Source organism: Microcoleus sp. Pol11C3, from assembly GCF_036701485.1.
In the GTDB taxonomy this organism is placed as follows: Bacteria; Cyanobacteriota; Cyanobacteriia; order Cyanobacteriales; family Microcoleaceae; genus Microcoleus.
In genome coordinates, this window is record NZ_JAUBQW010000095.1 from 1 (window position 1) to 25,475 (window position 25,475).

The 25,475-nt window shown below is 46.1% G+C and carries 25 protein-coding genes and 1 pseudogene; 15 read left to right on the plus strand and 11 right to left on the minus strand.

The features are described 5' to 3' along the window. Positions 1–310: 310 nt before the first annotated feature. Together QUA40_RS19810 and QUA40_RS19815 are read left to right on the plus strand one after the other, a co-directional pair. Positions 311–1,135 (plus strand): transglutaminase family protein, encoded by an 825-nt coding sequence (locus QUA40_RS19810; protein WP_333128898.1) that lies wholly within the window; start codon positions 311–313, stop codon positions 1,133–1,135. Between the two features lie 300 nt (positions 1,136–1,435). Then, positions 1,436–2,119 carry an alpha/beta hydrolase gene (locus tag QUA40_RS19815; protein WP_333128900.1) on the plus strand — a complete coding sequence of 228 codons (684 nt, stop codon included), beginning with the start codon at positions 1,436–1,438 and terminating at the stop codon, positions 2,117–2,119. A gap of 161 nt (positions 2,120–2,280) precedes the next feature. Here QUA40_RS19815 and QUA40_RS19820 read toward each other — a convergent pair whose 3' ends face one another. Beyond that, positions 2,281–2,745 (minus strand): SRPBCC family protein, encoded by a 465-nt coding sequence (locus QUA40_RS19820; RefSeq protein WP_333128902.1) that lies wholly within the window; start codon positions 2,743–2,745, stop codon positions 2,281–2,283. 147 nt (positions 2,746–2,892) lie between these two features. Between QUA40_RS19820 and QUA40_RS19825 the strand changes: the two genes are divergently transcribed. Further along, a complete protein-coding gene (locus tag QUA40_RS19825) occupies positions 2,893–4,110 on the plus strand; it encodes a transposase (protein ID WP_333128904.1) in 1,218 nt (405 codons plus the stop codon). Positions 4,111–4,194: 84 nt separating this feature from the next. Then, on the plus strand, positions 4,195–5,871 hold the full coding sequence (locus QUA40_RS19830; RefSeq protein WP_333128906.1) for a mechanosensitive ion channel: 1,677 nt from the start codon (positions 4,195–4,197) through the stop codon (positions 5,869–5,871). Between the two features lie 118 nt (positions 5,872–5,989). Here QUA40_RS19830 and QUA40_RS19835 read toward each other — a convergent pair whose 3' ends face one another. The 4 genes and pseudogenes from QUA40_RS19835 to QUA40_RS19850 all read right to left on the minus strand — a co-directional run bounded on the left by QUA40_RS19835 (position 5,990) and on the right by QUA40_RS19850 (position 10,764). Then, positions 5,990–8,632 carry a polynucleotide kinase-phosphatase gene (locus QUA40_RS19835; RefSeq protein ID WP_333128937.1) on the minus strand — a complete coding sequence of 881 codons (2,643 nt, stop codon included), beginning with the start codon at positions 8,630–8,632 and terminating at the stop codon, positions 5,990–5,992. A gap of 9 nt (positions 8,633–8,641) precedes the next feature. Next, complete coding sequence (locus tag QUA40_RS19840) at positions 8,642–8,971, minus strand: type II toxin-antitoxin system PemK/MazF family toxin (RefSeq protein ID WP_333128908.1); 330 nt, start codon at positions 8,969–8,971, stop codon at positions 8,642–8,644. Further along, positions 8,965–9,303: an AbrB/MazE/SpoVT family DNA-binding domain-containing protein gene (locus tag QUA40_RS19845; protein ID WP_333128910.1), complete on the minus strand. Its 339-nt coding sequence runs from the start codon at positions 9,301–9,303 to the stop codon at positions 8,965–8,967. Before QUA40_RS19845 ends, QUA40_RS19840 begins: the two co-directional genes overlap by 7 nt. A gap of 60 nt (positions 9,304–9,363) precedes the next feature. Next, positions 9,364–10,764, minus strand: a pseudogene (locus QUA40_RS19850) (3' terminal RNA ribose 2'-O-methyltransferase Hen1). 490 nt (positions 10,765–11,254) lie between these two features. Between QUA40_RS19850 and QUA40_RS19855 the strand changes: the two are divergent. Next, positions 11,255–11,932 (plus strand): hypothetical protein, encoded by a 678-nt coding sequence (locus QUA40_RS19855; protein WP_333128912.1) that lies wholly within the window; start codon positions 11,255–11,257, stop codon positions 11,930–11,932. Between the two features lie 199 nt (positions 11,933–12,131). Here QUA40_RS19855 and QUA40_RS19860 read toward each other — a convergent pair whose 3' ends face one another. Next, entirely contained in the window at positions 12,132–13,583 is a 1,452-nt protein-coding gene (locus QUA40_RS19860; RefSeq protein ID WP_333128914.1) for a GTP-binding protein, read from the minus strand. Between the two features lie 179 nt (positions 13,584–13,762). Between QUA40_RS19860 and QUA40_RS19865 the strand changes: the two genes are divergently transcribed. After that, entirely contained in the window at positions 13,763–14,596 is an 834-nt protein-coding gene (locus tag QUA40_RS19865) for a CPBP family intramembrane glutamic endopeptidase (protein ID WP_333128916.1), read from the plus strand. Positions 14,597–14,677: 81 nt separating this feature from the next. Further along, on the plus strand, positions 14,678–14,986 hold the full coding sequence (locus QUA40_RS19870; RefSeq protein WP_333128918.1) for an S-layer protein: 309 nt from the start codon (positions 14,678–14,680) through the stop codon (positions 14,984–14,986). 137 nt (positions 14,987–15,123) lie between these two features. Here the strand turns inward: QUA40_RS19870 and QUA40_RS19875 are convergent, their stop codons facing one another. From QUA40_RS19875 to psbH, 4 genes are all read right to left on the minus strand, one after another. Continuing rightward, complete coding sequence (locus QUA40_RS19875; RefSeq protein WP_006633689.1) at positions 15,124–15,390, minus strand: DUF3146 family protein; 267 nt, start codon at positions 15,388–15,390, stop codon at positions 15,124–15,126. Beyond that, positions 15,387–16,049: an aminoacyl-tRNA hydrolase gene (gene pth / locus QUA40_RS19880; protein ID WP_015176009.1), complete on the minus strand. Its 663-nt coding sequence runs from the start codon at positions 16,047–16,049 to the stop codon at positions 15,387–15,389. Before pth ends, QUA40_RS19875 begins: the two co-directional genes overlap by 4 nt. Next, positions 16,050–16,310 (minus strand): TatA/E family twin arginine-targeting protein translocase, encoded by a 261-nt coding sequence (locus QUA40_RS19885; RefSeq protein ID WP_333128920.1) that lies wholly within the window; start codon positions 16,308–16,310, stop codon positions 16,050–16,052. It abuts the gene before it with no gap. A gap of 154 nt (positions 16,311–16,464) precedes the next feature. Further along, on the minus strand, positions 16,465–16,668 hold the full coding sequence (gene psbH / locus QUA40_RS19890) for a photosystem II reaction center phosphoprotein PsbH (protein WP_015176007.1): 204 nt from the start codon (positions 16,666–16,668) through the stop codon (positions 16,465–16,467). Between the two features lie 213 nt (positions 16,669–16,881). Between psbH and psbN the strand changes: the two genes are divergently transcribed. The 7 genes from psbN (at position 16,882) to QUA40_RS19925 (ending at position 23,745) form a co-directional block, all read left to right on the plus strand. Continuing rightward, positions 16,882–17,013 carry a photosystem II reaction center protein PsbN gene (psbN, locus tag QUA40_RS19895; RefSeq protein ID WP_190742515.1) on the plus strand — a complete coding sequence of 44 codons (132 nt, stop codon included), beginning with the start codon at positions 16,882–16,884 and terminating at the stop codon, positions 17,011–17,013. A 244-nt stretch (positions 17,014–17,257) separates the two neighbouring features. Continuing rightward, a complete protein-coding gene (aroC, locus tag QUA40_RS19900) occupies positions 17,258–18,358 on the plus strand; it encodes a chorismate synthase (RefSeq protein ID WP_333128922.1) in 1,101 nt (366 codons plus the stop codon). 1 nt (position 18,359) lies between these two features. Further along, positions 18,360–19,271: an MBL fold metallo-hydrolase gene (locus QUA40_RS19905; RefSeq protein WP_333128925.1), complete on the plus strand. Its 912-nt coding sequence runs from the start codon at positions 18,360–18,362 to the stop codon at positions 19,269–19,271. A gap of 562 nt (positions 19,272–19,833) precedes the next feature. Then, positions 19,834–20,829, plus strand: a complete 996-nt coding sequence (locus tag QUA40_RS19910) for a hypothetical protein (protein ID WP_333128927.1) — start codon at positions 19,834–19,836, stop codon at positions 20,827–20,829. An 857-nt stretch (positions 20,830–21,686) separates the two neighbouring features. After that, complete coding sequence (locus QUA40_RS19915) at positions 21,687–22,286, plus strand: class II aldolase/adducin family protein (protein WP_333128928.1); 600 nt, start codon at positions 21,687–21,689, stop codon at positions 22,284–22,286. A 261-nt stretch (positions 22,287–22,547) separates the two neighbouring features. Beyond that, complete coding sequence (locus QUA40_RS19920) at positions 22,548–23,102, plus strand: Npun_F5560 family protein (RefSeq protein ID WP_333071078.1); 555 nt, start codon at positions 22,548–22,550, stop codon at positions 23,100–23,102. Next, positions 23,095–23,745, plus strand: coding sequence for a hypothetical protein (locus QUA40_RS19925; protein ID WP_333128930.1), 651 nt, complete (start codon positions 23,095–23,097; stop codon positions 23,743–23,745). The genes QUA40_RS19920 and QUA40_RS19925 overlap by 8 nt, the downstream gene beginning before the upstream one ends. A 44-nt stretch (positions 23,746–23,789) precedes the next feature. Here the strand turns inward: QUA40_RS19925 and QUA40_RS19930 are convergent, their stop codons facing one another. Then, entirely contained in the window at positions 23,790–24,134 is a 345-nt protein-coding gene (locus QUA40_RS19930; RefSeq protein ID WP_333128933.1) for an STAS domain-containing protein, read from the minus strand. 349 nt (positions 24,135–24,483) lie between these two features. On the opposite strand from QUA40_RS19930, the gene QUA40_RS19935 reads away from it, so the two are divergent. Next, positions 24,484–25,107 carry a DedA family protein gene (locus QUA40_RS19935; protein WP_333128935.1) on the plus strand — a complete coding sequence of 208 codons (624 nt, stop codon included), beginning with the start codon at positions 24,484–24,486 and terminating at the stop codon, positions 25,105–25,107. Positions 25,108–25,475 lie beyond the last annotated feature (368 nt).

Consider the following 25,475-nt stretch of genomic DNA (forward strand, 5'->3'; position numbering starts at 1 on the left):
GAAGTTACATCAGCAAATATTTGGAATTGGTTTACTCACTGCTGTTATTGTACCTCACCTTTGTAAGAAATGCTATAGATGAAAAAAATTAGAATATATTAAAATTTAAATAATTCACTGTTTTTAATATCTTTTGGGTGACAGACCAGATGGCTGTTTCACTAGAAGAAGTACCTGTTTGACAATAAAAAAGGTTAATCATACTACAAAAAATGCCTGCTTCCAAGAATAATCTTTGTTGTGGAACAGGCATCTTGCCTGTTCATGGTGTTGGTACAAAAAGTAAATTAAAAATAAATCAATAATAAATATGGATTTTCCGATCGCCCGACAACTCTTTTATCGAGAAATAAATCAGCCAGATGGCTCGATAGACCTGGCGAAAGCTGCCCTTTATATGGCTTTGGAAGAATACCCACATTTAGAGCCAGAGGAGTATCTCAACGCTCTCGACACGATCGCCGATGAAGTACGCGATCGGCTGCCGGCACAGAATTATCCGCTGCGGATAATTCAAACTATTAACAGCTATTTATACGGGGAGTTGCAGTTTGCGGGTAATGATGCTGATTATTACGACCCCCGCAATAGTTTTTTGAATGAAGTGATCGATCGGCGTACTGGCATTCCAATCTCTTTATCTTTGGTTTATTTGGAGGTGGCTAAGCGCATTGATTTTCCGATGGTGGGAATTGGGATGCCAGGACATTTTTTAATTAGACCGGATTTTGAAGATGCTGGCATTTTTGTTGATGCGTTTAACGGCGGCGAAATCTTGTTTCCTGAAGATTGTCAAGCCAGACTTTCTCAAATTTATGGTCAACCTATGGGTTTGCAGCCGACTTTTCTCGCTCCGGTAAGTCGCCGACATTTGTTGGGGCGAATGCTGGGAAATCTGAAGGCGATTTACTTGCAACAGGGAGATGCTGTGAGGGTACTCTGGGCGATAGAACGGATTTTGCTGCTGTTTCCCGATGCGCTGGGGGAACGGCGCGATCGCGGAATTCTCTACTATCAACAGGGACGCTTGGTGGAAGCGCGCCACGATTTAGAACTATACCTGAGAAATGCTCCGAATGCTCCTGATGCTGCTAGAATTCGCCAATTGGTCGATCGGCTCGATCGGGATCTTTGAACTTAAATTCGCTATATGTCGCACAGCACACTATAAGACATATTTAAGTAATACTCAATAAACTGCTGCCTGATGACCAAATTTGGCTTTTATCATTTTTGCAAAGGGATATAAAATTGTCAAAACGGTAACTATAACATATTAATTGTCAATTAACACCTATCTTTTGATAGGTTGAATTTGCGTGACTTGACTGTAAAATCATAGGTCATTTACGGAAATCCCGATTCGACTTTCCCGACTGATACCCGCACAGACGAGCGATCTAAAAAGTATTTTGACGTAAAGAGGCACAAACTCATGAACTTTCAGTTTCAACATTATCTCAACGGAATGCAACCGCTGTCAGCCCATTTTACCAAAAGAATGTCAAAGTCTTTATCATTGGGTTTGGCGCTTTTGCTGGGAACAAGTGCAGTATTCCTAAGCAGCGGCAAAGCCTTTGCATTAGATAATGTTACCGTAAAATACGGTGCTGTTGACGTAACATTACCGATGAGCGACTTGCAAAGCTTTGCACAAACCGGCAAAGCATCATCTCAACTGCAGAGCGTTCTGAGTCTTGCAAAACAAACTCCCGAGTCTGTGCGCGAAATATTAACGCGAGAAGTGCCTTTAGATTCCCAATTAGTAGCGCGGCTGGCAACTACTTATTTTGGGGAAATTGTTTTCAAACAATTGGGCGAGGTTGCTTATGCGCCGACTGCTCGGCTTCAAAGCGTGCCCGCACTGCGCGATGCTTTAGTCGCAGCTTCCAAAGATGGCAAAATATCGCTGATTGAAGTGATGCAAAGTTACAGCCCTGCGGCTTTAGAAGTTGACGGGAATCAAGCTCTGGTTATCTACGAGCGAGTGATTAAAGATGTGCAAGATTTGCAAGCTTTGTATAAGAATTCCCCGGCTTTGCAAAATACGGCTAACCAAGCCGTGAATTCGGCGAGAGAAATGATTTGTCAGCCCAATCCATCGGGAAGTGCGAAGTAAATAACTGAACTTGCAGGGGATGGGTAATGGGGAATTGGGAATTGGGAATTGGTGCTGTTTTTCCTATTAGCTCTTAGCTTTCAGCTATTAGCAATTACTCATCACACATTACCAATTCTTTGGCTACGTGAGGGTAAAACTTCCCAATTACCCATTATCCATTACCCCTTACCCATTCTTTGAGATAGTTGCTCGGCTACCCGCTTGAGTCGGCGGAGTTGGTCTTTCATATCTTTCTCAGTCCAAGGGGCTGCAAAGCGATTGAAACCAAATCTAATTAAACGATTGGGAATTTGAAATTCAAAGCGGTTAATCAAGAGAGTTCCTTGGATTTGGGGCTGGCATTCCCAGCGATCGCATCCTTTGAAAAATCCGTCAAACCCCCACACAATTAAACCGGGTTGTCGCTCCAACACCACACTCTCTAAAGTGGGTTGCAAAACGGGAATTTTTATGATAAATAAGCTGCGACTTCCTACTGCCGTATCCCATTCGCCCTCGGGCTCGCAGCGTAGCAGGGGATTGAGCCACTTGTGCATTAAAGTGCGATCGACTATACAACGCTCCACCAGAGTAGCAGCAGCGCGAATTTCAATGGATTGCTCGAAAACTTGACGAATTGACATGAGAACCTGCAACAAGGAGGGTATTACAAAACTTTGCTTACTTTATAGTCCTTTATTTACTTGTAACGTCAATTTTTCCAGAAATTAAAAGATTGACACACTCATAAATACAGTGTATCATCTTGAAATAAAGTATATATACTGATTATGGAGTTAGTCGAAAGGCACATCATTAAACCAAATCATAGGTTTTATCGAGAAGCCGATAGACTGTCTTTGCTGTGCAAAAATCTTTACAATAGCGCTAACTACATCTACCGTCAAAACTTTTTCGCTAGCCAACAAACAAACGCTCTGGCTGTTTATCACGCGCTCAAAACAAGTCCTGATTACAAAGCACTGCCCGCAAAAGTAGCACAAAGCACGCTCGGCTTAGTCCTCAAAGCATGGACTAGCTATTATCTGGCGGTGCGAAACTATCAGGAAGACCCAACTAAATTTAAAGCGATACCGAAAATCCCTCATTATAAAGGTTCAAGAGAGCGAAAAAGAGAGGACGGGCGCTATGTAGTTGTATTTAATTGTCAAGCTGTCAGCAAAAGAGCCTTAAAAAAAGGATACGCTCGTCCCTCTGGGACTAATATTTGGTTGCCATCAAAAGTCACCTCGATTCGGGAAATCCGGATTGTTCCCAAGGTAGGTTGTTATGTTGTCGAGGTGCTCTATGAAAAGTTAGAACAGCCTTTACAAGTTAATCAGAGAGTAGCTGCCATAGATTTAGGATTAAACAATCTGGCAACATTAACCTACAATGTTCCTGGGTTAGTACCGACAATCTTCGACGGACGGGCTGTTAAGTCAACCAATCAATACTGCAATCAAGTTTCATCGGTTTTGAAATCATTGCTGCCCGCCGCGCAAAAAACCAGTAAAAAACTCGCCAGATTGTGGCACAAGCGTAACTGTAAAGTGGATTACTACCTCCACACGACGAGTTCTGCAATTATTAAAGAACTCGTTAATCATCAAATTGGCTTGCTGGCTATAGGCTGGAACCAGGATTTCAAAGATGGGATTAAGACGTGCAAGGTTAACAATCAAACTTTTGCCTGCACTCCCCATAGCCGATTCGTGCAAATGTTGCAGTACAAAGGACAAATTGCGGGAATTAAAGTTGTGTTAGTAGAGGAGAGTTACACATCCAAATGTTCAGCCTTGGATAGGGAACCAATTCAACAGCATTCCGACTACATTGGCTGTAGGGTAAAAAGAGGATTGTTCAGAACCCAAACTGGACGCTTCATAAATGCCGATGTAAACGGTTCTTTGAATATTGGCCGAAAAGCAGTCGGAGATGGGTTTATCCCTAATTCGATAGAGGGTTTTGTAGTTAACCCAGTACGATTAAAAGCGTACAAACATTAAATTTAGGCGATGTCTAGATTTTCTGTAACTATTCTTAAAGTTTCGTCTTTTCCATGTCAAATCTGACGTTAACCTGAGAAAAAAATGAATGAAACTTGGCAAGAAGTAACTCAACCGATATCGGGACCAATAGCGGCTTTGTCCGATCGCATTTTGGCACAGGCCAAGCCCGGGAATCCGCTGACAGACGCCGAACGCGGAATTAACAATTTCATTCAGGGCTCAAACATTGAAAATCTCCTCTGGGCCGTCGGTATCCTCCTAGTTGGCTTGATAGTATCAGCCCTCGTCTCATCTGTAGTCGGAGGATTGCTCAAGAAGACTACGCTCGACAATCGGCTGGCTGCTTGGATTACCGGCCGGCCGGAAGGAGCTGGATCTCCGCAAGTGGAAAAATGGATTTCCACAGCGGTGTTCTGGATCATTTTTATCTTTTTCCTAATTGCCTTTTTCAACCGCCTGAATCTAACGGCTGTCTCGCAACCCCTCAATACTTTTCTGAATCAAATTACCGGTTTCTTGCCGAAGTTAGCCGGCGCGCTAATTTGGTTGGGGATTGCTTGGGTGTTGGCAACTGTAGCCAAAATGGCCGTATCGCGGGCGATGCGGACTTTTAGCGTGGACGAGCGCTTGAATCAGGAGGTGGGCGCAGCGCCCACTGAGCGCCCTTTGCTGCTGAGCGATACTGTGGCAAATGCGCTGTACTGGTTCATTTTTCTGCTGTTTTTGCCACTGATTCTCGACTCACTGGAAATGCAGCAGGCTCTGCTGCCAGTGAATAATTTGCTCAACCAAATTCTGGCGGCAATTCCGAAAATTCTGGAAGCTGTGCTGATTGGGTTTGTGGGCTGGCTGCTGGCTATGGTGGTGCGGCGGATTGTCACAAATCTGTTGGCTGCTGCTGGGGCTGACACTTTGGGCGCTCGGTTTGGAATTTCGCGGACTTCGGGCGGACAATCGCTGTCGTGGATTGTCGGGACGATCGTCTATGTTTTGATTTTGATTCCAACGGCGATCGCAGCTCTGAACGCTTTGGACATTCAGGCGATTTCGCAGCCTGCAGTCGCGATGCTCAACGACATTTTGGGCGCGGTTCCCAAAATCTTCACGGCAGCGCTAATTCTGGCGGTTGCTTACATTTTGGGGCGCTGGATCAGCGATTTGGTGACGAATATCCTGACGGGAATTGGCTTTAACAATGTCTTTTCTTGGTTGGGAGTGCAACAGCCGAAACAGCGGCTGCGACTACCCCCGAGTTCGATCGATCCGGACGCAACGATTCTTCAAGAACCGGAACTTCCGGCCCGCACGCCTTCGGAATTTGTCGGGATTGTGGTGCAGGTGGGCATCATGCTGTTTGCTGTGGTGGCGGCTACCGACGTGCTGGGGATTCCAGCACTGACGGCGATTGTCAGCGGTATTGTGCTGGTTGCAGGTAGGGTGCTGGCCGGTTTGGTGGTATTTGCGATCGGCTTGTATTTGGCGAATCTGGCGTTTAGCTTGATTGCCAGTTCTGGAACTCGCCAAGCGCGGCTTTTGGGCCAAACGGCTCGGATCGCGATTATTGCATTTGTTGCGGCTTTGGCGCTGCAACAGATGGGCATTGGCAGCGATATTGTGAATTTGGCTTTCGGGCTGCTGCTCGGGGCGATCGCAGTTGGCATTGCTCTAGCTTTTGGTTTGGGCGGGCGCGAGATTGCGGCCGACCAAATTCGCGAATGGTTAGCGTCGTTTAAACAAGATAAGACGCCGCGTTTGTAACTCTATAAAAAGGCGTTTGTCAAGTACAAACGCCTTTTTTTTATGCTTAATTTCATTACCGTCAGGCATCTCATCCCCGAAGAAGTGTGATAGAGAGCGTAAGTCTTATAGAAGAAATTTACAGCCTCGGATCGACAGGTTCGCTCTCCATCGCTAACACTCCGAAAACGCACTCGTGAACTTGTCTCAAAGGAGCACCCGCAACAAATCGCTCCAATGCTTCTACACCGAGAGCAAACTCTCGCAACGCCAAAGAACGCTTGCCGGAAAGTCCGCGCGATCGCAGTTTTTCTAAATGTTCCGGCAAAGAATATTCCAGACCATAAATAATTCGCAAATACTCTTTACCGCGACATTTTACCGCCGGCTGTACGAGTCCTTTGCTATTTTTGACAATAAAATCCATTGGTTTAACCACCATTCCTTCGCCTCCCGAATCAGTCAGTTTTTCCCACCATTGAATCCCTGCGAATCTGCTGTCAAAATCTGTTATTTCAACTATTTTGTATTCAGTAGCTAACAGCAATTCAGGGTCAGCTTTACAAATTTGTGAAATCTGTTCCATGTGCCAACAGTGATTTTTGTCAGTGTGAACAGTTCCCTCGGTTGCCAAGATGTGGAAAGGCGCTAATTTGAGGTCCAAGAGCGATTTCACTGGCCAGCAGTAGCGCTGGTAGGCCTTAACATAGCGATCGGCTAGTTCGGCTCGCTCTTGGTAGCTGGTTAGCAAAGAATTAATTTCAACTCTCCGCTGGTTTGCCTGTTCTAAGCTCTTAATCGCCTCCGCAAACCCGTGACGAGATGCTGTTCCCACGGCGGCGTATTGCTCTTTCAATAAACCTTGAGCTTTGGCGGACCAAGGCATTAATTCGCAGTCCAAACACACCCAATCGGTTTGAAATTTCTCCCAAAAATTGCTGGCAGTGAGAGCGACATTTACCCGCGCTAAAAATTCTTTTTCTAAGGTAGAATTATTGAAAAAATGCCGTCCCGTGCGGGTGTAGCAAATGCCAATACTCTCGCTGAGAATGCCAAAGCGGCGTAAAGCTGCCGATGCGTCGCGGCAAACAATCACAACTGCACGGGAACCCATGTGCTTTTCTTCGCACACAACTGTCGATATGCCCTGCTGTTGGTAGTAGCTAAATGCTTCGGCTGGATGTTCTAAAAGTCCTGGTTCTTTGGAGGTAGCAGCGGGAGACATTGTGGGCGGCAAATAAATCAGCCATTTGGGATTGGCTGCAAAGCGACTCATTACTTCTAGGGCGGCGATCGCATTTTCTTCTTTAATCGTAATGTTACTTTGCAGGCGAGTTGAAATGATGCGTTTTCCGAGTACGTCGCTAATGTCCAGTACGTCATCAAACTGCTGTTGGGCGGTGATGTTCACTGCCGCCAAACCGCTATTGATAACGGGTGAATTCATGTCTTTATTGTTAAGTGGAGTTGGGCTGTGTTGAAAGGCGATCGGTTTGGCAGGTTCGCAGTAGATTCTAGCAGCAGGAACGCTGACAAATTCTCTTTCGGGATACCGCAAAGCTGTTAGTTTGCCCCCGAAAACGCAGCCCGTGTCAATATCAACTGTATTGTTCAACCATTCTGTTTCTGGAACGGGGGTGTGTCCGTAAACAACCGCTGCCTGACCTCGATATTCGGCGGCCCAATTGTAGCGGATGGGCAAGCCGAATTCATCGATTTCGCCAGTTGTTTCTCCGTACAAGGCGAAAGCTCGAATGCGGCCCGATGCGCGTCCCTGAAATTCAGCTTTCATCCCGGCGTGGGCGACGACTAATTTTCCGCCATCGAGGACGTAGTGCCCGATCAAACTATCTAAAAATTGGCGAATTTCTCGTACGGCTGATTCGCGCGATTCATCCGGTAAAGCGGCAATTTCTGCTAAGGTTTGTTCGAGTCCGTGGTTAATTTTGACATTTTTGCCGTTGAGTTTTCGCACCAGTTTGATGTCGTGATTTCCAGGTACGCACAAAGCTGTTTCTGCGAGTACCATGTTTCGCACGAGTTTGAGGGTGTCGAGAATGCGCGGGCCCCGATCGACCAAATCGCCCAAAAACACGGCTTTACGGCCCTCCGGGTGCGCGTAGGTGGGAAAATTCCCCAAATCGGATTCGCCCGATTTTTCGATAATTTGATAGCCCAACTGTTGCAGCAATTGTTCCAATTCGTCGCAGCATCCGTGAACATCGCCGATGATGTCAAAAGGGCCGCAGTCGCTTTTGCGATTGTTCCACAAAGGTTGTCTCTCGACTTCCACCGCGTCGATTTCTTCTGGGGAACGGAGGACGTAAACGTAGCGAAATCCTTCGCGATCGAGATTTCGGAGCGATTTCCGCAAACTTTGGATGTGCCGCCGAACTACGTGACTGCCGAAGTTGCGGTTTGGACGTGGTTGATTGCGATCGGCACACAATTTTTCGGGTAAATCTAGCACAATAGCAACCAAAAAGCAATGATATTTTCGGGCTAATTCCAACAAAGATTTGCGGCTTTCCGGCTGAACGTTGGTGGCATCAATCACAGTTAACTTACCCGCCGCCAGACGTTTAGCAGCGATTAAATGCAATACTTCAAAAGCATCAGCGGTCGCCGCTTGATTGTTTTCGTCATCGGAAACCAGACCCCGGCAGTAATCCGAGGAAATGATTTCTGTAGGTAGGAAATGCTGCCGCGCAAAGGTGGATTTGCCGGAACCGGATGCACCGATGAGAACGACTAGGGATAGTTCTGGAAGCGTAATTTTCAGGGAATAATATTATTCAGCAAACATCTGTACCAAAGTATCTAAAACTGCTTTTTGTTCGTCAGCGCTGATTTGACCGAGATATTTAACTAATCGATTTTTGTCAACTGTCCGAATTTGATCGAGGACGATTTGCCCATCTTTGCCTTGAAAATGACAATCTATGCGGCTGGGATATGGTCGCCCCTTCGTTGTCATTGGAGCAATGATGACAGTGGCAATGCGCTTGTTCATCTCATCTGGTGAAATCACCAAACAAGGTCTAGTTTTCTGAATTTCACTGCCAACAGTGGGATCAAGATCAAGATTCACTAGAAAAACATCAAAACGTTTGACTACCATTGCCACTCAAGCTCCTCCCAATCCGTAGTGGTGACATCATCAAGAAGGACATCATCATGTTGCTCTGCCATTTTTGCGAACGCTTCCTCCCAGCCGGCACGCGGTTTTGGGGCTGCACCAATGACGATCCAACCGGCAGGCGGTTTTTGGGCTGAACCAATGACGTACCAATCGGCACCCGGTTTTTGGGCTGCACGAATGACGATCCGATCGCCGTGAACTTCGATTTCTACTGCTTCGCTAATACCAATTTGCTCTAACAAAGATTTGGGAATGTGAATGCCCTGAGAATTGTCAATTTCAACGATTTGGGTTTGAATAGATTTACTCATAGCTGAAGCCTGCATTTTTCCAAGTTTAACTATATTGTAAGCACAAACAGACTGGCGGTATTATTTTAGCTGGAAAAATATTGCCATTTGCGTAGGCGAACCTACTTCTAAATCTTCAGTTCCCACACAACGAAACTCTACCCGACAGCCAAACCGTTCGGCAACCCCATTCGCCCAAGCTTGAAATTCGGTTCTTGTCCACTCAAAGCGGTGATCCCGGTGGCGAAATTTGCCCGCAGGCAAGTTTTCAAACCGAACATTATATTCAATATTTGGAGTTGTGACGATCGCACTTTTGGGCCGGATAAATTCAAATAAAACGCGCTCAAAAGCAGCTAACCGTTCTAACTCCAGATGTTCGATCACTTCAATTACTGCCGCCGCATCAAAACCAGTCAAGCGGCTGTCCCGATAAATCAGCGAACTTTGAATTAGTTGAATCCGAGATTGCTGTGCGGGAGACAATCGATCGATTTGCAAACGTTCCCTGGCAATTTCCAATGCGCGATAGGACACATCGACGCCTGTAATTTGTTCGATCGAGCTTTCTTTCAAAAGCAGTTTCAGCAGTTTTCCCTCACCGCAGCCCAAATCTACCACTCGCTTAGCACCACTTTGCTTTAAAACCTCCGTCACAGCTTCCAAACGCTCTTGATTCAAGCTAATTCGCTGTTCTAAAACTTCCTCTTCTTGCTGATAAGAAACTTCGAGTTCCTCAGGGTCGATATGAGCTTCTTCTGCTAACTGTGCCACAGCAATTCGCGTCAGACGGCGCTGGCGTTTCAGATAGCGGTTGGCAATTTGTTCGCGGGCGGGATGCGCGTTCAATTAACCTTCGCCGTGATGCAATAATTTCTCGATTTCATCATCGCCCACCCAATAATGTTTGTCGTCATCCAACACCGGAATTAGCACGTAAAGATGGCTTAACAAATCCGCCAAACGAACTGTATTTTGCAGTTCCACAGAAAAATAAGGACTCGCGCCCCACTCGGGAAATTGCTCGTCAAGAATCAGGGGTTTTGCTGCGACTTGATAGCCAAGCGGCTCAAACATTTGCCGCAAAAACTTCTCGCCACCGCGACAGGGCAAAACCGCCAGATTAACTGTCAAAGGAATAGCTGTTTCTGCGAGTTCTGGGCGGTCTTTGCAGCGACCGGATAGAGCTGTACTAAAGACTTTGGCGAGGGCGACAGACAGAAACGAAGAGGCAACGTAGGGGCGATCGTTCACGTATTGTTCGAGAGGGCGATCGCCCGATTTCGACTTGCCCCGCACCAAACCAACCGGATCGACATCTAAGAGTAAAGCCGCCGTGCACCTTTCTGCATTTGCCTCTGGATAAAACACGCTGGCTTGCCCGAAAGTCATCGGAAAGCATTGATGGCGATCGGGATGTTTGTGCAGCAAATAACCCAAATCCGTAGCTGGGACGAGAGTTGTGGAAATAGTTAATAACACAGGACTTACGCAGGCACACTTTATATAGTGTACAAAAAATCGCGAGAGGACTTACGCACAGCCTCAATATAGGGTGCTGACGCGGTGACAAGCAAGTTGAAAGACTTGAGAGGCAAGGTTTTGAGTTGATCGACCTCAAAAAAGATGCTCGCGGACGATCGTCAATGAAAGAGGGTGGGTATCGTAGAAAATGAGGTTCAAGGGCGATCGCTGCCCAGGATCGTTATCAATAAGCTTGTCAAGAAACCATCATGTTTTTCTAGGTCAATCCGCCTCAACGATTTAGCGATCGAGGTAAAATAGGCGCTATCACCCCGTCAGGAAATTTCCAGTTTAATTATTAAAATCGGTGTATTTTTATTAAAATCTGTAAATAACCTGAAAAGTTTCAGTCTCCTCACTCACCTCGGGGTATTATACTGAAAAAATCAGTCTAATTAATAGTTAGATCTCACCATATTTGAAGCATAAGATAAGGAGAAAATTTGCTATGTCTGAAGTATGTTTTAATGTCAGCGGTCATAAAATACAATTAATTATAAGCCTGTTGGGAGCAAAAGAAAGTATTGTTCATGATAACAAAACGATTTCCGAAAAAAGCAACCTTCTCCCTCGGACATCTAACCACTCTTTTAAAGTCAATGAAGATGGAGAAATGTCAAGCTATGAAGTGGTTTTTAAACCCCAGTTTTCCGGTGTACTAGAATATAGTGTTAAACGAAATAATGTCCTGGTTAAAAAGGGTACATTAAGTGCATTGACAGGCGGATTAATGAGGATATTCTTTTTTTTCATTGGTCTGGCTTGGTTCTTAAATACAATATTGGTAATTTTTATCCCACTATTTAGAGAAGTTTACATTAAATCGCTTTTAAGTTATCTTGATCTCGGAATAGAGTTCCTGTTTTCTATTGCTTTTTTGGGATTTGCACTCGACTTAAAGAGACTTCTTTTAAGAAACTTGCGCTTTGTCACCACAGTGCTCTGGATTCGTGTAGGTATAATGATTTTCGGCTCCTTACTACTTATTTTCCGCTACCTACAAGAAGGAATTATTTTGAGTTACATTTGGGTTATTGCTCTTAGGCTTGGATATATCTGGCTATTTTGGTATCTTTTGAAGAATTGTGAGGCGCTAGCTCAAGAATTTAAGTCCCAATCTTCCTAATGTGAGAGTTATCCGGCGATGGTCAAAGCAGGGGGTAAAGTACGCAGTGCCAGCCTTGTCAAAGTCCGAGCGAGGGATTTGCCTCATCAAGGGCGATAGTAATAATTGGTAATTGGTAATGGATAATTAGTAATTGGTTGTTTATTATTTTTTTTATGTATTTATTTCATAGTTGCTCCTTCTTCCTTTTTGCTTTTTCTCACTGAAATTTCTGTTTTTCTACACTTCCCAAATCCAACTTAGCCCGCAACTCCTCCTTAATCCGATTTAAAATAGAATCCTCATCCAAAGAAGACAAAATCTTGCTCACAACAGCCTTTGGCCCATCATCTCCCCAAGAAGCACCATTAGCCAAATAAGCCTTAGTAACTTGACCAATTCCGTAGGAAGAAACCCCCGCGATCGCAGCTTGCGTCACCGCCACAGACAAATAAGGCCCTAAAGCCAAACCCCCCGTCGCCGGCGTCGCCAAACCCAACAATCCTTTCAACGAGCTCAAACCAAAATTAGCCAACAATTCGCCGGCCGTAATTCCCCCCATACTAATTGCAATCTTTTGCAGCAATTCCACCGCGCCCGCTTCCGTCATCGCAATGCCGTAAACTTTAGATAAAGTTAATATCATCACCACATCAATTACCGCACCGCTAAGAATATCAACTACAGTAATTGGATTAAGTGCGATCGCCACCGCTTTAGTCATTACCGCGTTCCAGATAATTCGATTAGCCGCGTTATCTCGAATCTCCATTTTTCGCTGCACCAACTGCTCGTTAATATCCCCCGCACAGAGCATCGTATTCAGCGCGACCAAAGATTTGCCTTCCCGGTCTAAAATCTCCAAAATCTTTAATTTTAAATCTTGCACTTGTGGCAAACTGCGAGTCATTTGCACGCCCATACTTCCGTCGGGACGGCGCACCGCCCTTGCCGTCAAAGGCGAAGCCGCCGCCATCACAATTTCATCGGGAGATAACAATTCTCTCACGCGGTCGTCTCGAATTTTATGATAAATTGCCAGCCTGTCTGCATCAGGATACTGGTCAATTTTATTAAACACTAATAACATCGGTTTTCCGGCTTCCCGCAACTGCGAAAGTGCTGCGTATTCCACCTTTGTAATGTCGCCAGCAACTACAAACAAAATCAAATCTGCTTGTTTAGCAACGCGGCGGGCTAAAAGTTCGCGAGTTTCGCCGTCAACTTCATCTATTCCCGGAGTGTCGATTAATTCAACTTGCGACAAACGGTAAATAACTGGCGAAAGTCTATCGGGCAAATTCTCATCAATTCCCTCTCCGACATCCCACTGGCCGATAGTCGTGGTGCGAGTCACCCCGTGAGTCGGGCCAGTTTCAAACACATTTTGACCTAGCAGCGCGTTCAAAACCGAAGATTTTCCCCTTCCCACCATCCCAAACACAGCTATTTGCACGCAAGCGCGCTCTAGCTTGTCGAGCATTTTCTCCAATCCGCCAATTTCCGGTTCCAGTCCAGTTCGCTCTTGAACTGTCAAGTCGAGATTTTCTACTATATCTCGCAGAGCATCTTTAGCGTGGCGCAGGTTGAGTTCTGCCTGAATGTCTGCGAAGCTTAAAATTGTGTCATCTAATTCTCGATCGACATTTGAAAAATCGGAGGCTTCAGTCATTGTTACCTGAGGTTATAGCTTTGCTTTACTTAAAGTTTCAACCCATACCATGCCATTCTAGCTTTTTCCGTCTGCTTTGTACATTAGGAGTACGGCAATGGTGCGTTTAGAATCTGGGTAGGGACACAGCATTGCTGTCTCCCTACAGATATCATGTAAAACCTGTTTAATTTACAACAATGATTAACCGCCACCAAATAATAGCCAGTTATCCATTTCCTTTACGTGTAATAATTTTCCTATTAATCTTGCTCGCAATATGGCTGCCGCTAGCAGCACCAATTTATCTCTTAGTTAAAGATAGTAACCTAGCAACTATCCTGACAATGGGATTGTTGTTTACTGAGTTTCTGTTCCTAGTGCCGCGCTGGGGAAAACAGGTTTACGGACAAACCCAATTACTCAAAAGTTACGGTTTAATCAATACGCGAAAAAACGGTTTGGAGCTTTTAATCGGATTGGCGATCGGGCTTTTGATCACTTTCAGCTTATTTGCGGTGCAAGGGCTGTTCGGCTTAGTCGCGTGGCACAATTCTGAGAACTTGCCGAGAATCATCTCAGAAGGGCTGTTAAGCGCTCTTGGAGTCGGTTTTGCGGAGGAGTTGGTATTCCGGGGTTGGTTGCTGGACGAGTTGCAGCGGGATTACAATTATAAAATATCTCTGTGGGCGAATAGCCTGGTGTTTGCCCTATCTCATTTTATCAAACCAGTCGCCGCTATGCTGGGGAGTTGGCCGCAGTTTCCGGGGTTATTGTTGCTGGGTTTGATTCTGGTTTGGGGAAAAAGATCGCGCCAAAATCGCCTCGGTTTGTCGATCGGGCTTCATGCAGGTTTAGTCTGGGGATATTACATAATTAACATCGGGCAGTTAGTGCGATATTCGACATCTGTTCCCGAGTGGGTGACAGGAGTTAACGGCAATCCGCTAGCTGGGGCGCTCGGGCTTTTGTTTTTGAGCGTGTTGGCCTTGGGAATGCGAAAAATGTCTGAACATTCCAAAGGTTTCGAGTAAGGACGAAGAACCCTTATTTCCCACAACTTTTAGGGCTAAAGTCCTCACTACCACCCAACTTATTCAGAAATTTATAAACTTATGAAACTCAGCATCTTTGGCACTGCTACACTGTTAATGTATACAGGTTTGTTAGCTCCGGCAAACGCACAAAATGCCCCACAATTCAAGCCTAATAATTCTTTAGTTCAAGTGCAGCCAACGCGAGAACAAGTTCTCAATGCTTGCATCCAGAATCGGGCTGAAACGCTGCCAAATCCTTTTACCGATGTACCTTCCAATCACTGGGCTTACAAACCCGTTTTAACCATGTATTATTGCGGCGTCTACCGAGAAGCAACGCCACCTGCTTTAATTCAAGAATTGCTGCAATCAACACAAACAAATTGACCATCCCGAATTTCATCTGCGTTAATCCGCGTTCATCTGCGGTTAAAAAAACAAAAACCGCAGATGTAAGGCAGATTAACACAGATAAACGCAGATAATTTCAAGATAATTTGGGCATGAGTGCAAGAGGTCTATTCTTAAAATTGAGCTCGAACCGTAAACGAATAATCCCCGCCCGGTTCAAGCTGATAATCCCATTTTTCTAGAAAGCGGTGCAGCGGTTCCTGAATCAATGCCCTACCCTGAGAAGGCTCAAGAATCAGTGTTTTTTCTGACGTGAAACGCCACTGAAACTGCCACTCAAAATTGCCGGCAGTCACTTCACCCTCAATCGTGCCTTTTTGCCAAGATTGGCCAGTAACTCGGACATATGCAGTTGTTTCAGGCAAACGTCTCGAACTCACCTTTTTGTTTCCGCGTTTGTTTCTGCAATTGTGCGACTATTGTAAAGGCTCATGGCTTTTTCTACTCCTTGGTGCAGACTCAGTTCCACAGCTTCTACAACCAGTTTAAGCACTTTCTCTACTAACTGACTTTCCTCTGAGGAAAACTTTCCTAAAACAAAGGAAATCGTATCTTTCTCATTTTTAGCAGCATCGTTTTGAGGTTTGCCAATCCCAATCCGCAATCGGGGAAATTTGTCTGTGCCCAAATGAGAAATTGTCGATTTCATGCCGTTGTGCCCGCCGGCTGAACCGGCAAGCCGCATTCTCAATTTCCCGATCGGCAAATCCATATCGTCGTATACTATTAATACCGACTCCGCAGGTATTTTGTACCAATCCGTCGCCGCCCGAATCGCTTGACCGGAGAGATTCATGTAAGTAAGCGGTTTCAGCAAGCGGATTTTCTGTCCCCGCGGCCGGTTTCCCTCGCCAAATATGCCTTGAAATTTGCGATTTTCCGACAGGGAAATCTGCCAAGATTTAGCCAAGGCATCGACAGCATTAAAGCCTATGTTGTGTCGGGTGCGATCGTATTTAGGTTCGGGATTTCCCAACCCAACTATTAGCTGGGGAATCACTAACTCCGCTGGTGTTTCCGACTTCTGAGTGTTGTTCATTTAAATGTCTGTGCTATCTTCCTTGGGATTAGCCGCCGTGAGTTTTTCAGTTGCCGGTTTGCTGCTAGTTGCTACTGCTTCTTCTAACTGCTTAGCTTCCCGCGTGAATTCCGACTCAAAATCCCGCGAAGCGTCTTGAAAGCCCCGAATTGCCTTCCCCATACTCCTGCCAATTTCTGGTAATTTTTTCGGGCCAAATACCAATAGGGCGATCGTAAAAATAACGGCCATTTCCGGCAAACCAATGCCAAAAATATTCATGGTTTTTCTCCTGCAATTTGTTTAGTTACTTCTTGTTTATTTATGATGGCAAAAGTAATCGGAAAGGGTAAGGAAAAACGGGAAAACTTAGCTTTTACCCTTTCTCCTCAACCCTCAGCTTTTACTTTTAGCCTTACTGTTTTGTGATCAATTTTTAGCGGCCGAGACTCGACCAATCCATATCCACACTCTCCAGAATCAGAGAAGAGTTGTAGATTTGCAAAATAATCAACAAGAACACGAAAAACAGTCCAATGAACACGCTCATCAATAGCGTGGTTCCCCAGCCGGGGGCTACCTTGCCGTATTCCGAGTTAAGCGGTTTGAGTATATCTCCTAACCAAGTCCGTTGTGCCATAAGTCACCTGCAATGAATCTCTACAGAAAAGTTTGACATATTTCTACCGCTAATTGCGATCGCAATTTCTCAGAAATGCGGCATGGGGGACTGGGAGAAGGGGGAGTGGGGGTTGGCTGCCATACCGTACAGCGCCTAAAATCACGAGACTTTCAGACGGATTGTTATTTTTTGTAATATTATAGAGTGGAGCACTCATAATCGATCACAAATATGGAACCCGCAGCAGTTCTCGGCATTTCTCTCGGCGTGTGTCTGGTGGCAATCACCGGATTCTCGATCTACACGGCTTTCGGCCCTCCCGCTAAGGAATTGAGAGATCCTTTTGAAGAACACGAAGACTAAAGAAGAAGGAAAGCACAACACGGATTCGGACACGGATACACGGATGAATTTAAGTGTGTTTCCAGATATCTCCTATTCTCGGTCTCTCCCTCTCTCCCTGGTAGATATTCTTCTAGGGGCGGGAAGGGAGTGATGCTGTGAGGCGATCGCCTGTCGCATTCTCGTCAATGGTATATTTTTCAGAAATACAGTAAATCTCTATTCCATTTAAGCTAAAAATTATCAAGTTTCAGGGCAAAGCATAATGGGCAATACCTTTGGGCATTTATTTCGGATATCGACATTTGGGGAATCTCACGGCGGCGGTGTGGGAGTAGTAATTGACGGTTGCCCACCCCTGGTGTCGATTGACGCATCGGAAATTCAAGCCGAACTCGATCGCCGCCGCCCTGGCCAAAGCAAAATTACTACGCCCCGCAAAGAAGCAGATACCTGCGAAATTCTGTCCGGGGTGTTTGAAGGCAAAACTTTGGGAACGCCGATCGCAATTTTAGTCCGCAATCAAGACACTCGCCCCCAAGATTACGGCGAAATGGCCACAACTTACCGCCCTTCCCACGCGGATGCTACCTACGATGCCAAGTACGGAATTCGTAACTGGCAAGGCGGAGGTCGATCGTCTGCGAGGGAAACAATAGGTAGAGTAGCAGCAGGGGCGATCGCTAAAAAAATTCTCCAACAAGCAGCAGGAGTCGAAATAGTCGGCTACGTCAAACGCATCAAAGACTTAGAATGTGTCGCCGACCCGGACACTGTTACCTTAGAACAAGTAGAAAGCAACATCGTCCGCTGTCCAGATGCCGAATGTGCCGAAAGAATGATTGAACTGATCGAAAAAGTTCGCGACAGCGGAGATTCGATCGGCGGTGTAGTCGAATGCGTCGCCCGCAACGTACCCAAAGGCTTGGGAATGCCCGTATTCGACAAACTCGAAGCCGACTTGGCCAAAGCCATCATGTCCTTGCCCGCCAGCAAAGGCTTTGAAATTGGTTCCGGGTTTGCCGGGACTCTGCTCAAGGGCAGCGAACATAATGATGAATACTATACTGATGATAAGGGTGTAATTCGTACAGTGACGAATCGCTCCGGCGGAATTCAGGGCGGCATTGCTAACGGCGAAAATATTATTTTGCGGGCGGCATTCAAGCCAACTGCGACCATTCGCCAGCAGCAGCGCACAGTAACCCGAGAAGGCGAAGAAACGCTGTTGGCTGCCAAAGGACGGCACGACCCTTGCGTTTTGCCAAGAGCTGTGCCAATGGTGGAAGCGATGGTAGCTTTAGTGTTGTGCGACCATCTGCTGCGCCATCACGGACAATGTGGAACCTTAAAGTCTGAATTTTAAAATGGAAATCAGCTTGTCCTCAGTAGCGGCAACTCCCGTTGATTGCCCTCAACCCTCCGAATCCATAAAAGGTATAGATGATTTTGTAGTACAGTTCTGGGGCGTGCGGGGCAGTGTTCCGACACCCGGAGAGGAAACTGTTCGCTACGGTGGCAATACTTCTTGTTTGGAAATGCGAGTCGGTGGAAAACGCTTGATTTTTGACGGCGGAACTGGCTTGCGGATGCTGGGAGACCAGTTGCTGCAAGAAATGCCCGTGCAAGCTTATATGTTTTTTACTCACTATCACTGGGATCACATTCAAGGGTTCCCGCTGTTCGCCCCAGCTTTTATCCGCGGCAATAGCTTTGATATTTACGGGGCGACTCCGCCGGATGGAGATTGCATGAAAAGGCACTTCGTCGAACGGGTGCTGCACTCGAATTCGCCGGTGCCACTGATGGGTTTGCAGGCAGATTTGAATTTCTACGAACTCAATCACAACCAGACGATGATGCTGGACGATATTGAGATTAGGACGGGTTCTCTGAATCACCCAAATACTGCTATGGGATATAGGGTGACTTGGCAGGGACGATCGGCTGTTTACTGTTCGGATACGGAACATTTTCCTGATCGCCTTGATGAGAATATTTATAATTTGGCCCTCGACGCTGACGTGCTGATTTACGACGCGATGTACACAGACGAGGAATATCACAACCCCAAGTCTCCGAAGGTTGGTTGGGGACACTCGACTTGGCAGGAAGCGGTAAGAATGGCTAAGGAGGCGCGGGTGAAACGAGTGGTGATTTTTCACCACGATCCTGCTCACACTGACGATTTCCTCGATCGCATCGCCGAAGATGTGAAAATCGCTTTTCCGAAGGCTGTCATGGCCCGCGAGGGTCTTATTTTGCCGATCGGCTTCTGAACATTCGCCCTTGTGAGATTGATCGAACCATCAACCGATCGAACCATAATTGTTATGTGAATATGTGGATCGGGTCTCGCGCCCCGATCCACAATTTTTTTTAATCCGCAGCAAACTCTTAACTGCATGGTATAATTCTTGCTTGTTAAGTTTTTAGGCAGAGTATTTAAGGTTTTTTTTATTCTTCAACCGCGTCCGCAAGACGCCAAGACGTAAGATAATTGGAGGATTGCCAAGGGTGAAAAGGAGACTGTTTTGAATGTCAACAAACACGGGGAGGCGAGGCGATCGCACGCCTGAGTGCTAGTCTGATGCCAGTAGACTTCCAGAAGCCTTGTTACAGATGAATTATTAAGGACAAAAACTGAAGTTATAGCTCGGATCAAATAAAAGCGCGATCGGTTTTTTAGGCTCATGAATATTGACAACTCTCAAAAGCTAATAGCTTTTAGGTACAAACTGAGAAAATTTTCAGCAGTCAATTTGACTAACCAGAAAGAAACGATCGCTCTTGGGTTTGGCAGTAGCTGCGGCAAGCGAATGTTATGACTTGACTATCAAAATGGGAAATTTACGTTTTAGATCTTCAGCACATCAATACAGATGGATTGCCCTAGGCAGTTTTGCTGTAATTATGGGTATTTCAGGCGCTCTGGCCTACCGCCTCGCCCCGCCCCCCGGATTCATGGCTCAAGGCACTCTCACTTCTAATAATCCGCCAGTCAAATTTTCGAGTACGGGCACGACAATTCTCAAGCAGGGAGAGCAACTCACCCCGGAGGTTCTCCTAGCAGATAATGTTGTCAAAGCAGTGGCAGATGCAGTTAAGCTGTCGCCCCAGCAAGTTCGACAAAATGCTAGTGTCAAGATTTCTAAGCCAGAACAACCCCTAGAGATTGTTGTGGGCTATCGCTCGCTCGATCAGCAGCAAGCAATCCAAACGGCGGATATGTTGATGAAGGGCATGGTTGAAAAAAGCCGCCTGATTAACAGATATCGGTGGCAATCAGTCAATCAGTCGCTCAACCAACGCTTGGCACAAGTCACTCAAGAGCTGAAACAAGCTCAGCAAAAACTCGACCAATACGAAAGAGAGCGCGCTCGCCTGTTGCAGCAAATGAAGCTGCAGCAAGACGTTTATAACAAAACTCAGCTTGCAATGGCGGATACGCAAGCGTCGGAAAAAGAAATGGTCAGCAGTTTGGCCGCCGCTACAGTGCCGCAAATTGTGGCGACGCCCACGAGCGATCCGACTGTGCCTCTGATTTTGGGAATTGGCTTGCTGTTGGCGATTTTGGTCAGCCGGGGCTTGATTCCTTCGGTGGCGGATTGGAGGTACAAAGCAGCTTTTCAGCGAGAAGAGAGCGAAAGGCTCCAAAGTGCTTTGTACCGACTGATCAAAGAAGGCCGCGGCGAAATAACTCTGGTGCGGTTTGCGATGGAAACGCGGCTGTCGCCGGATGTCGCTCAGCGTTTTTTGAACCAACAAGCTGAAGTTTTTAATGCCAATTGCGAAATTAAAGACGACGGCAGCATTTTGTATCACTTCCACATTTAAAGGGCTGCGAGCGATCGCGCTCCACAGAATAATTTAGCCGATCGAGTCATCACTACTCGATCGGCTTGTTTTTTTCTTAATACAACTAATATCAGGTTCGGTCGATCGAGTATCCTCCTTTAGGTAGGCGCTGGTTGACGGGATCTATAACTTATACTACTAATACAGATTTTGGTAAGCCCGCCGACGCGAGCTGGCGTTGCGGTGATTTTACCCGACATGATATTACCCTCAGCCCGGTTTCTTAGCTTGTAGCGTGCCCCGGAGCTAAAAATTGCTTGATCGACAGGTGTTGACTAACGTAGAGCACCCGAAGATTGTGCCAGTTCCTCCCAGACAGGCTAAAAAATATTTTTTTGTTCCGCTTGCTTTTTGCTTAAATATATGTATACTGATAAAAAGTCGGTAAATGTACGGTTGCTTTTTACCTCAGTTACCTGGTTAAAGGGTAATTTATCCTTAAATATTTCTTAAGGTAGAACATAACTCAGTAGAAATGCGGTAGCATAGAGCAATAACCGATTCAGGGAGTTTATGTAGTTTCACATCAGAAACTCGATCGGGCAAAAGCCTGGAATCCAACTCCCGGACTGAAAGCGTACATTTTCATATTGAACTTTTGTAATCACCTAGAGGCTACACCATGATTTTTGGAATAATTGGTTCTTCTTTCCTAGCTTACTTTTTGCTAATGTCGGTCGCTAATTACGGCGACACTGGAATGTAGATTGGTTAAGGCACTTATGCACCGAGACATAAGGCAACAGGCAAAAAAAGCTGTTTGACAACTACTTGACAACTTCGATTAAGTCTCAGCTTGGGCCATGTCTCTCGTGTCAGCTAGGACAAGAAAATGGATGGATGAAGGAGTCGTTAAGTACCGCTGTGACTGGGAAGAAGCAGACCCTGTAGCTGCCCGGAACATAGCAGATTTGATGGACTGGCGCGATCGGCTCCACTCTTGGGGATTAATTGGCGTCTACGAAAATGGCATAGGGTTTGGCAACGTCAGTGTCAGACTCGGTAATTCTTGCCAATTCGTGATATCGGGAACCCAGACTGCACATTTGAGGACTCTGGGACCAGAATTCTACTGTACTGTTACCGAATTTAACTTAGAACAAAATTACCTCGGCTGCCGGGGCCCCGTACAAGCTTCGTCGGAGTCCCTGACTCACGGGGCACTGTACCTTCAGAGAGAGGAGGTGGGCGCGATAATTCACGTCCATAATCCTAAGCTATGGCAGCAACTGCTGTTTAAGATTCCTACTACTAGAAAAGAAATACCTTACGGCACTCCCCAGATGGCCTTAGAAATGTTTAGACTTTTTGAGGAGGAGAATTTGGCACAGCGCCAAATTCTGGCGATGGCCGGTCACGAGGACGGTATTATCTGTTTTGGCAGAACCGTGGACGAAGCTGGCAAAGTGCTTTCTGCTGTGATTGGTTACACCTGAGATATTGCACTATTTTCCGAGAAAAGTAAGAAACCTGGTTTATGGACCAAAACCTAGGAGTTTACCTGTGTCTATAGTCATAAACTAAGGTGATGACGTGGATGTCTGATTTGAGTTAGACTGAGCTTTACCCTTAACATCTGGCCGGGGGCTCGATTTAGCCTAATCGGTTCAAAACTTTTGAAGTGCCTCTTGCCTCTGCGGTAAGGGAAAGATATTTTTAAATAGAAACACATTATATAACAAAAGCTGAGAGTCATCGTGAATCAAACTAAACTTGTAAGCTCCAAAGAATTGCAATCAGAGGTCTCTCGTCTCACCGAAGAGCTGCAAATGCGTGACCAATTGGTGCAGCAGTTGTCTCAAGAACTTTTCAGGCTAGTGAAGGGCAATTCGAGTTTTGTGCCGGCGCCGGAAGTTTCCGATCGCCACCAAGCTCAAATGCAGGCAATGCGGGAACAACTCCAAGCTGTTGAAGAACAGGTGGGTTTTTATCAGGAACAAATTGCCGAGAGGGATGCAGAGGTTTACCAACTGCGGCAGTCGGTGCAGGAATTGACGGATCGCTCTCGGATGCTAGAACAGGTGGTTCAGGAATTGCCAGGGGTTTACCGCCAGAAGTTTGCCGAGCGCATCGAGCCAATTAAGGAAAAATTGGATCAATTGCAAAAGGAAAACCGCCAGTTGCACACAGAGTTGCAAAGCGTAACTTACCGTCTAGCTGTACGCAACCGCAAGGCTAAGGGCTTGGATCTGCCGAGTGTTGATGCTGAGGACGATCGGGGAATTCAAATGCCGAGCTTTGGCAATGTCTAAGGTTTTGATTGTGGCGGGTGGTGAGAAAGGCCCGACAGCTAGTCTCAAGGCGGCGATCACTCAATCTCATCCTTTAACTGAAGTCAATATCTGTGGGGTTTCGGAACTTCATTCGGGCGCGATCGTTCCAGGTGGCGCGATATTTTGTCCTTTGACGCTGAATGTGCCAGAAAATCTGGTTTTTCCGGCTCAAGATGTGTTTCGATTTTGTGGCAATGTTTCGGCGGCGCGCGATCGAGTGTCCCAGGAGTTGCTTTTTCCCGTCGGAGATGGCAATTTTTGGCTGCCTGTGGTGTTGACGGCAAAGGGGCCACTGTATGCTGAGGTGATCGGTGGGAAATCTGACAACCAGTCTGGCGAGTTGAGTTACTCTCAACCGGTGCATTTGTCGGATGTTTGGCGGCAGCAGTTGTATGAGTTGGCTTACCGCTTGCTGAATCTTTTAAATGCGCCCCCGGCGATTTATTTGATGCAGTTCGGGTTCGTAGGGGAAAGGATTTGTTTTGATCGACTTTGGCCTTTTCCGGCTGCACCTGCGATCGCTTCTGTCGGCGTTCAAGTGCCGGATTTATTTGTTTGTCATTGGTATTGCTTGACAAATCAACCTATTTATGATATAGAAATTAGCTCTGCGCTTGCTTGAAGTCTCTGGGAAACTTGAGATTTAAACTCGGGTTCTCATTTGAATCAAGCAACTAAAGCCGGAGTTTCAGTGGAGATAACTTGCTCGAAACTGTCGAAGATTTCAAAGAGTTGGTCGAGTTGAGTAATTTCAAAAATTAGCTTGACTGTGGCTGAGAGGTTGCAGATGACGAGGCGGCATCCCCGGTGGCGGGCGGCGTTGAGTCCGCCGACTAAGGCGCAGATTCCGGAACTGTCGATGAAATCTACGGCGGCCATGTCTATTACCCAGAGTTTGTGGCGATCGGGCACAATCTCGGCTAGCTGTTGCTGGAGGAGGCTGCCGGCTTGGGAGTCGAGGCAGTTGTGAGGTTGAAGGACGATGGGTGGGTTGAAGTTGGAAAATTCCATAGCAGTTATCCTACGATCGTAAAGTATGAATAAGTTTGTTTAGTTGGTGACTCTCTTAAGAGACTCAGGGGATTTCAGCTAAGGTTTTAGGATGGGCGATCGCCCTTGTGGGAATTGGTGGGGAGAGCCGTTGTGATAAATTTAGTAGGAAACTGGCTAGCGATCGCGCGGAACGCAACCGCAACAATTCTCTATATCATCTAGTATGCCTGAAAGCTTAATTTTTAGTTGGGCCAGCGATCGCGACAACAGTGTGTTCTTCATCACAGCGAAAGATTGCACTATTGGCTGAATCGAGCCAATATATAAATGTATTGAGCTTTGCAAAAGTTTACGAAGGCAGTATCGAATGTCTTTTGAGTTTTTATCGTTAGAGACTATTCAGCAGTTTGCGCGTGATTACGGCTACTGGGCAGTATTTCTGGGAATTTTGCTGGAAAATCTGGGAGTTCCTCTTCCAGGCGAGACTATTACGATTGCTGGCGGGTTTTTAGCTGGCAGCGGGGAACTGAATTACTGGTTTGTGCTCGGCAGTGCGATCGCTGGTGCGACTGTGGGCGGAAACCTTGGTTATGCGATCGGCAGATATGGTGGCTGGCCACTGCTGCTGAAGCTGGGACAATTTTTCCGCTTTCGAGAAGAACAACTGTTTGATTTAAAAGAACAGTTTAGCAAAAATGCAGCTAAAGCTGTATTTTTGGGCCGTTTCATCGCACTGCTGCGAATTTTTGCCAGCCCCCTAGCGGGTATTGCAGAAATGCCTTTTTGGAAATTTTCGCTGTTCAATGTTCTGGGTGCTGCAAGCTGGGCATCTGTAATGGTGAGTTTATCCTACTTCTTGGGACAAGTTGTGTCTTTAGAAAAATTGGTAGCTTGGGCGGCTCAATTTGCTGTACTTGCTTTGCTGTTAGCAGTTGCTTGGATTGCAATTCCTATTTGGTTGGAGTCGCGGAATTTGGACAAGACTAAGTAAGATTGGTGGTTAGACTTTTTGCAAGAGTTCTGGATTTTCTGTTTTTAACCGCAGATGGACGCAGATATTATTTATTTTTGCAAAAAGTCTGATTATTGTCGATCGCCTATTAATAAATCACGACTTCGGTTCTCAAAATCCTCAAGTTTGTAGCGAGAACATCAGTCCTCCAACTCATTTGTGACAATCTAAAGAGAAGGCCGTATAATGAGGCTGCGGCGTTCAATTCCAAGGTGGTAAAATGTCCGAAACTGACCCGTCCAAGAAAAAGCGATTTACAAAACCGGCGACGGGTGCATCTCACTTTTGCGAATGTGTCACAAAAGAGTTAAAATGAAAAAGCTAGTAAAATCGTCAAATAAAGATGA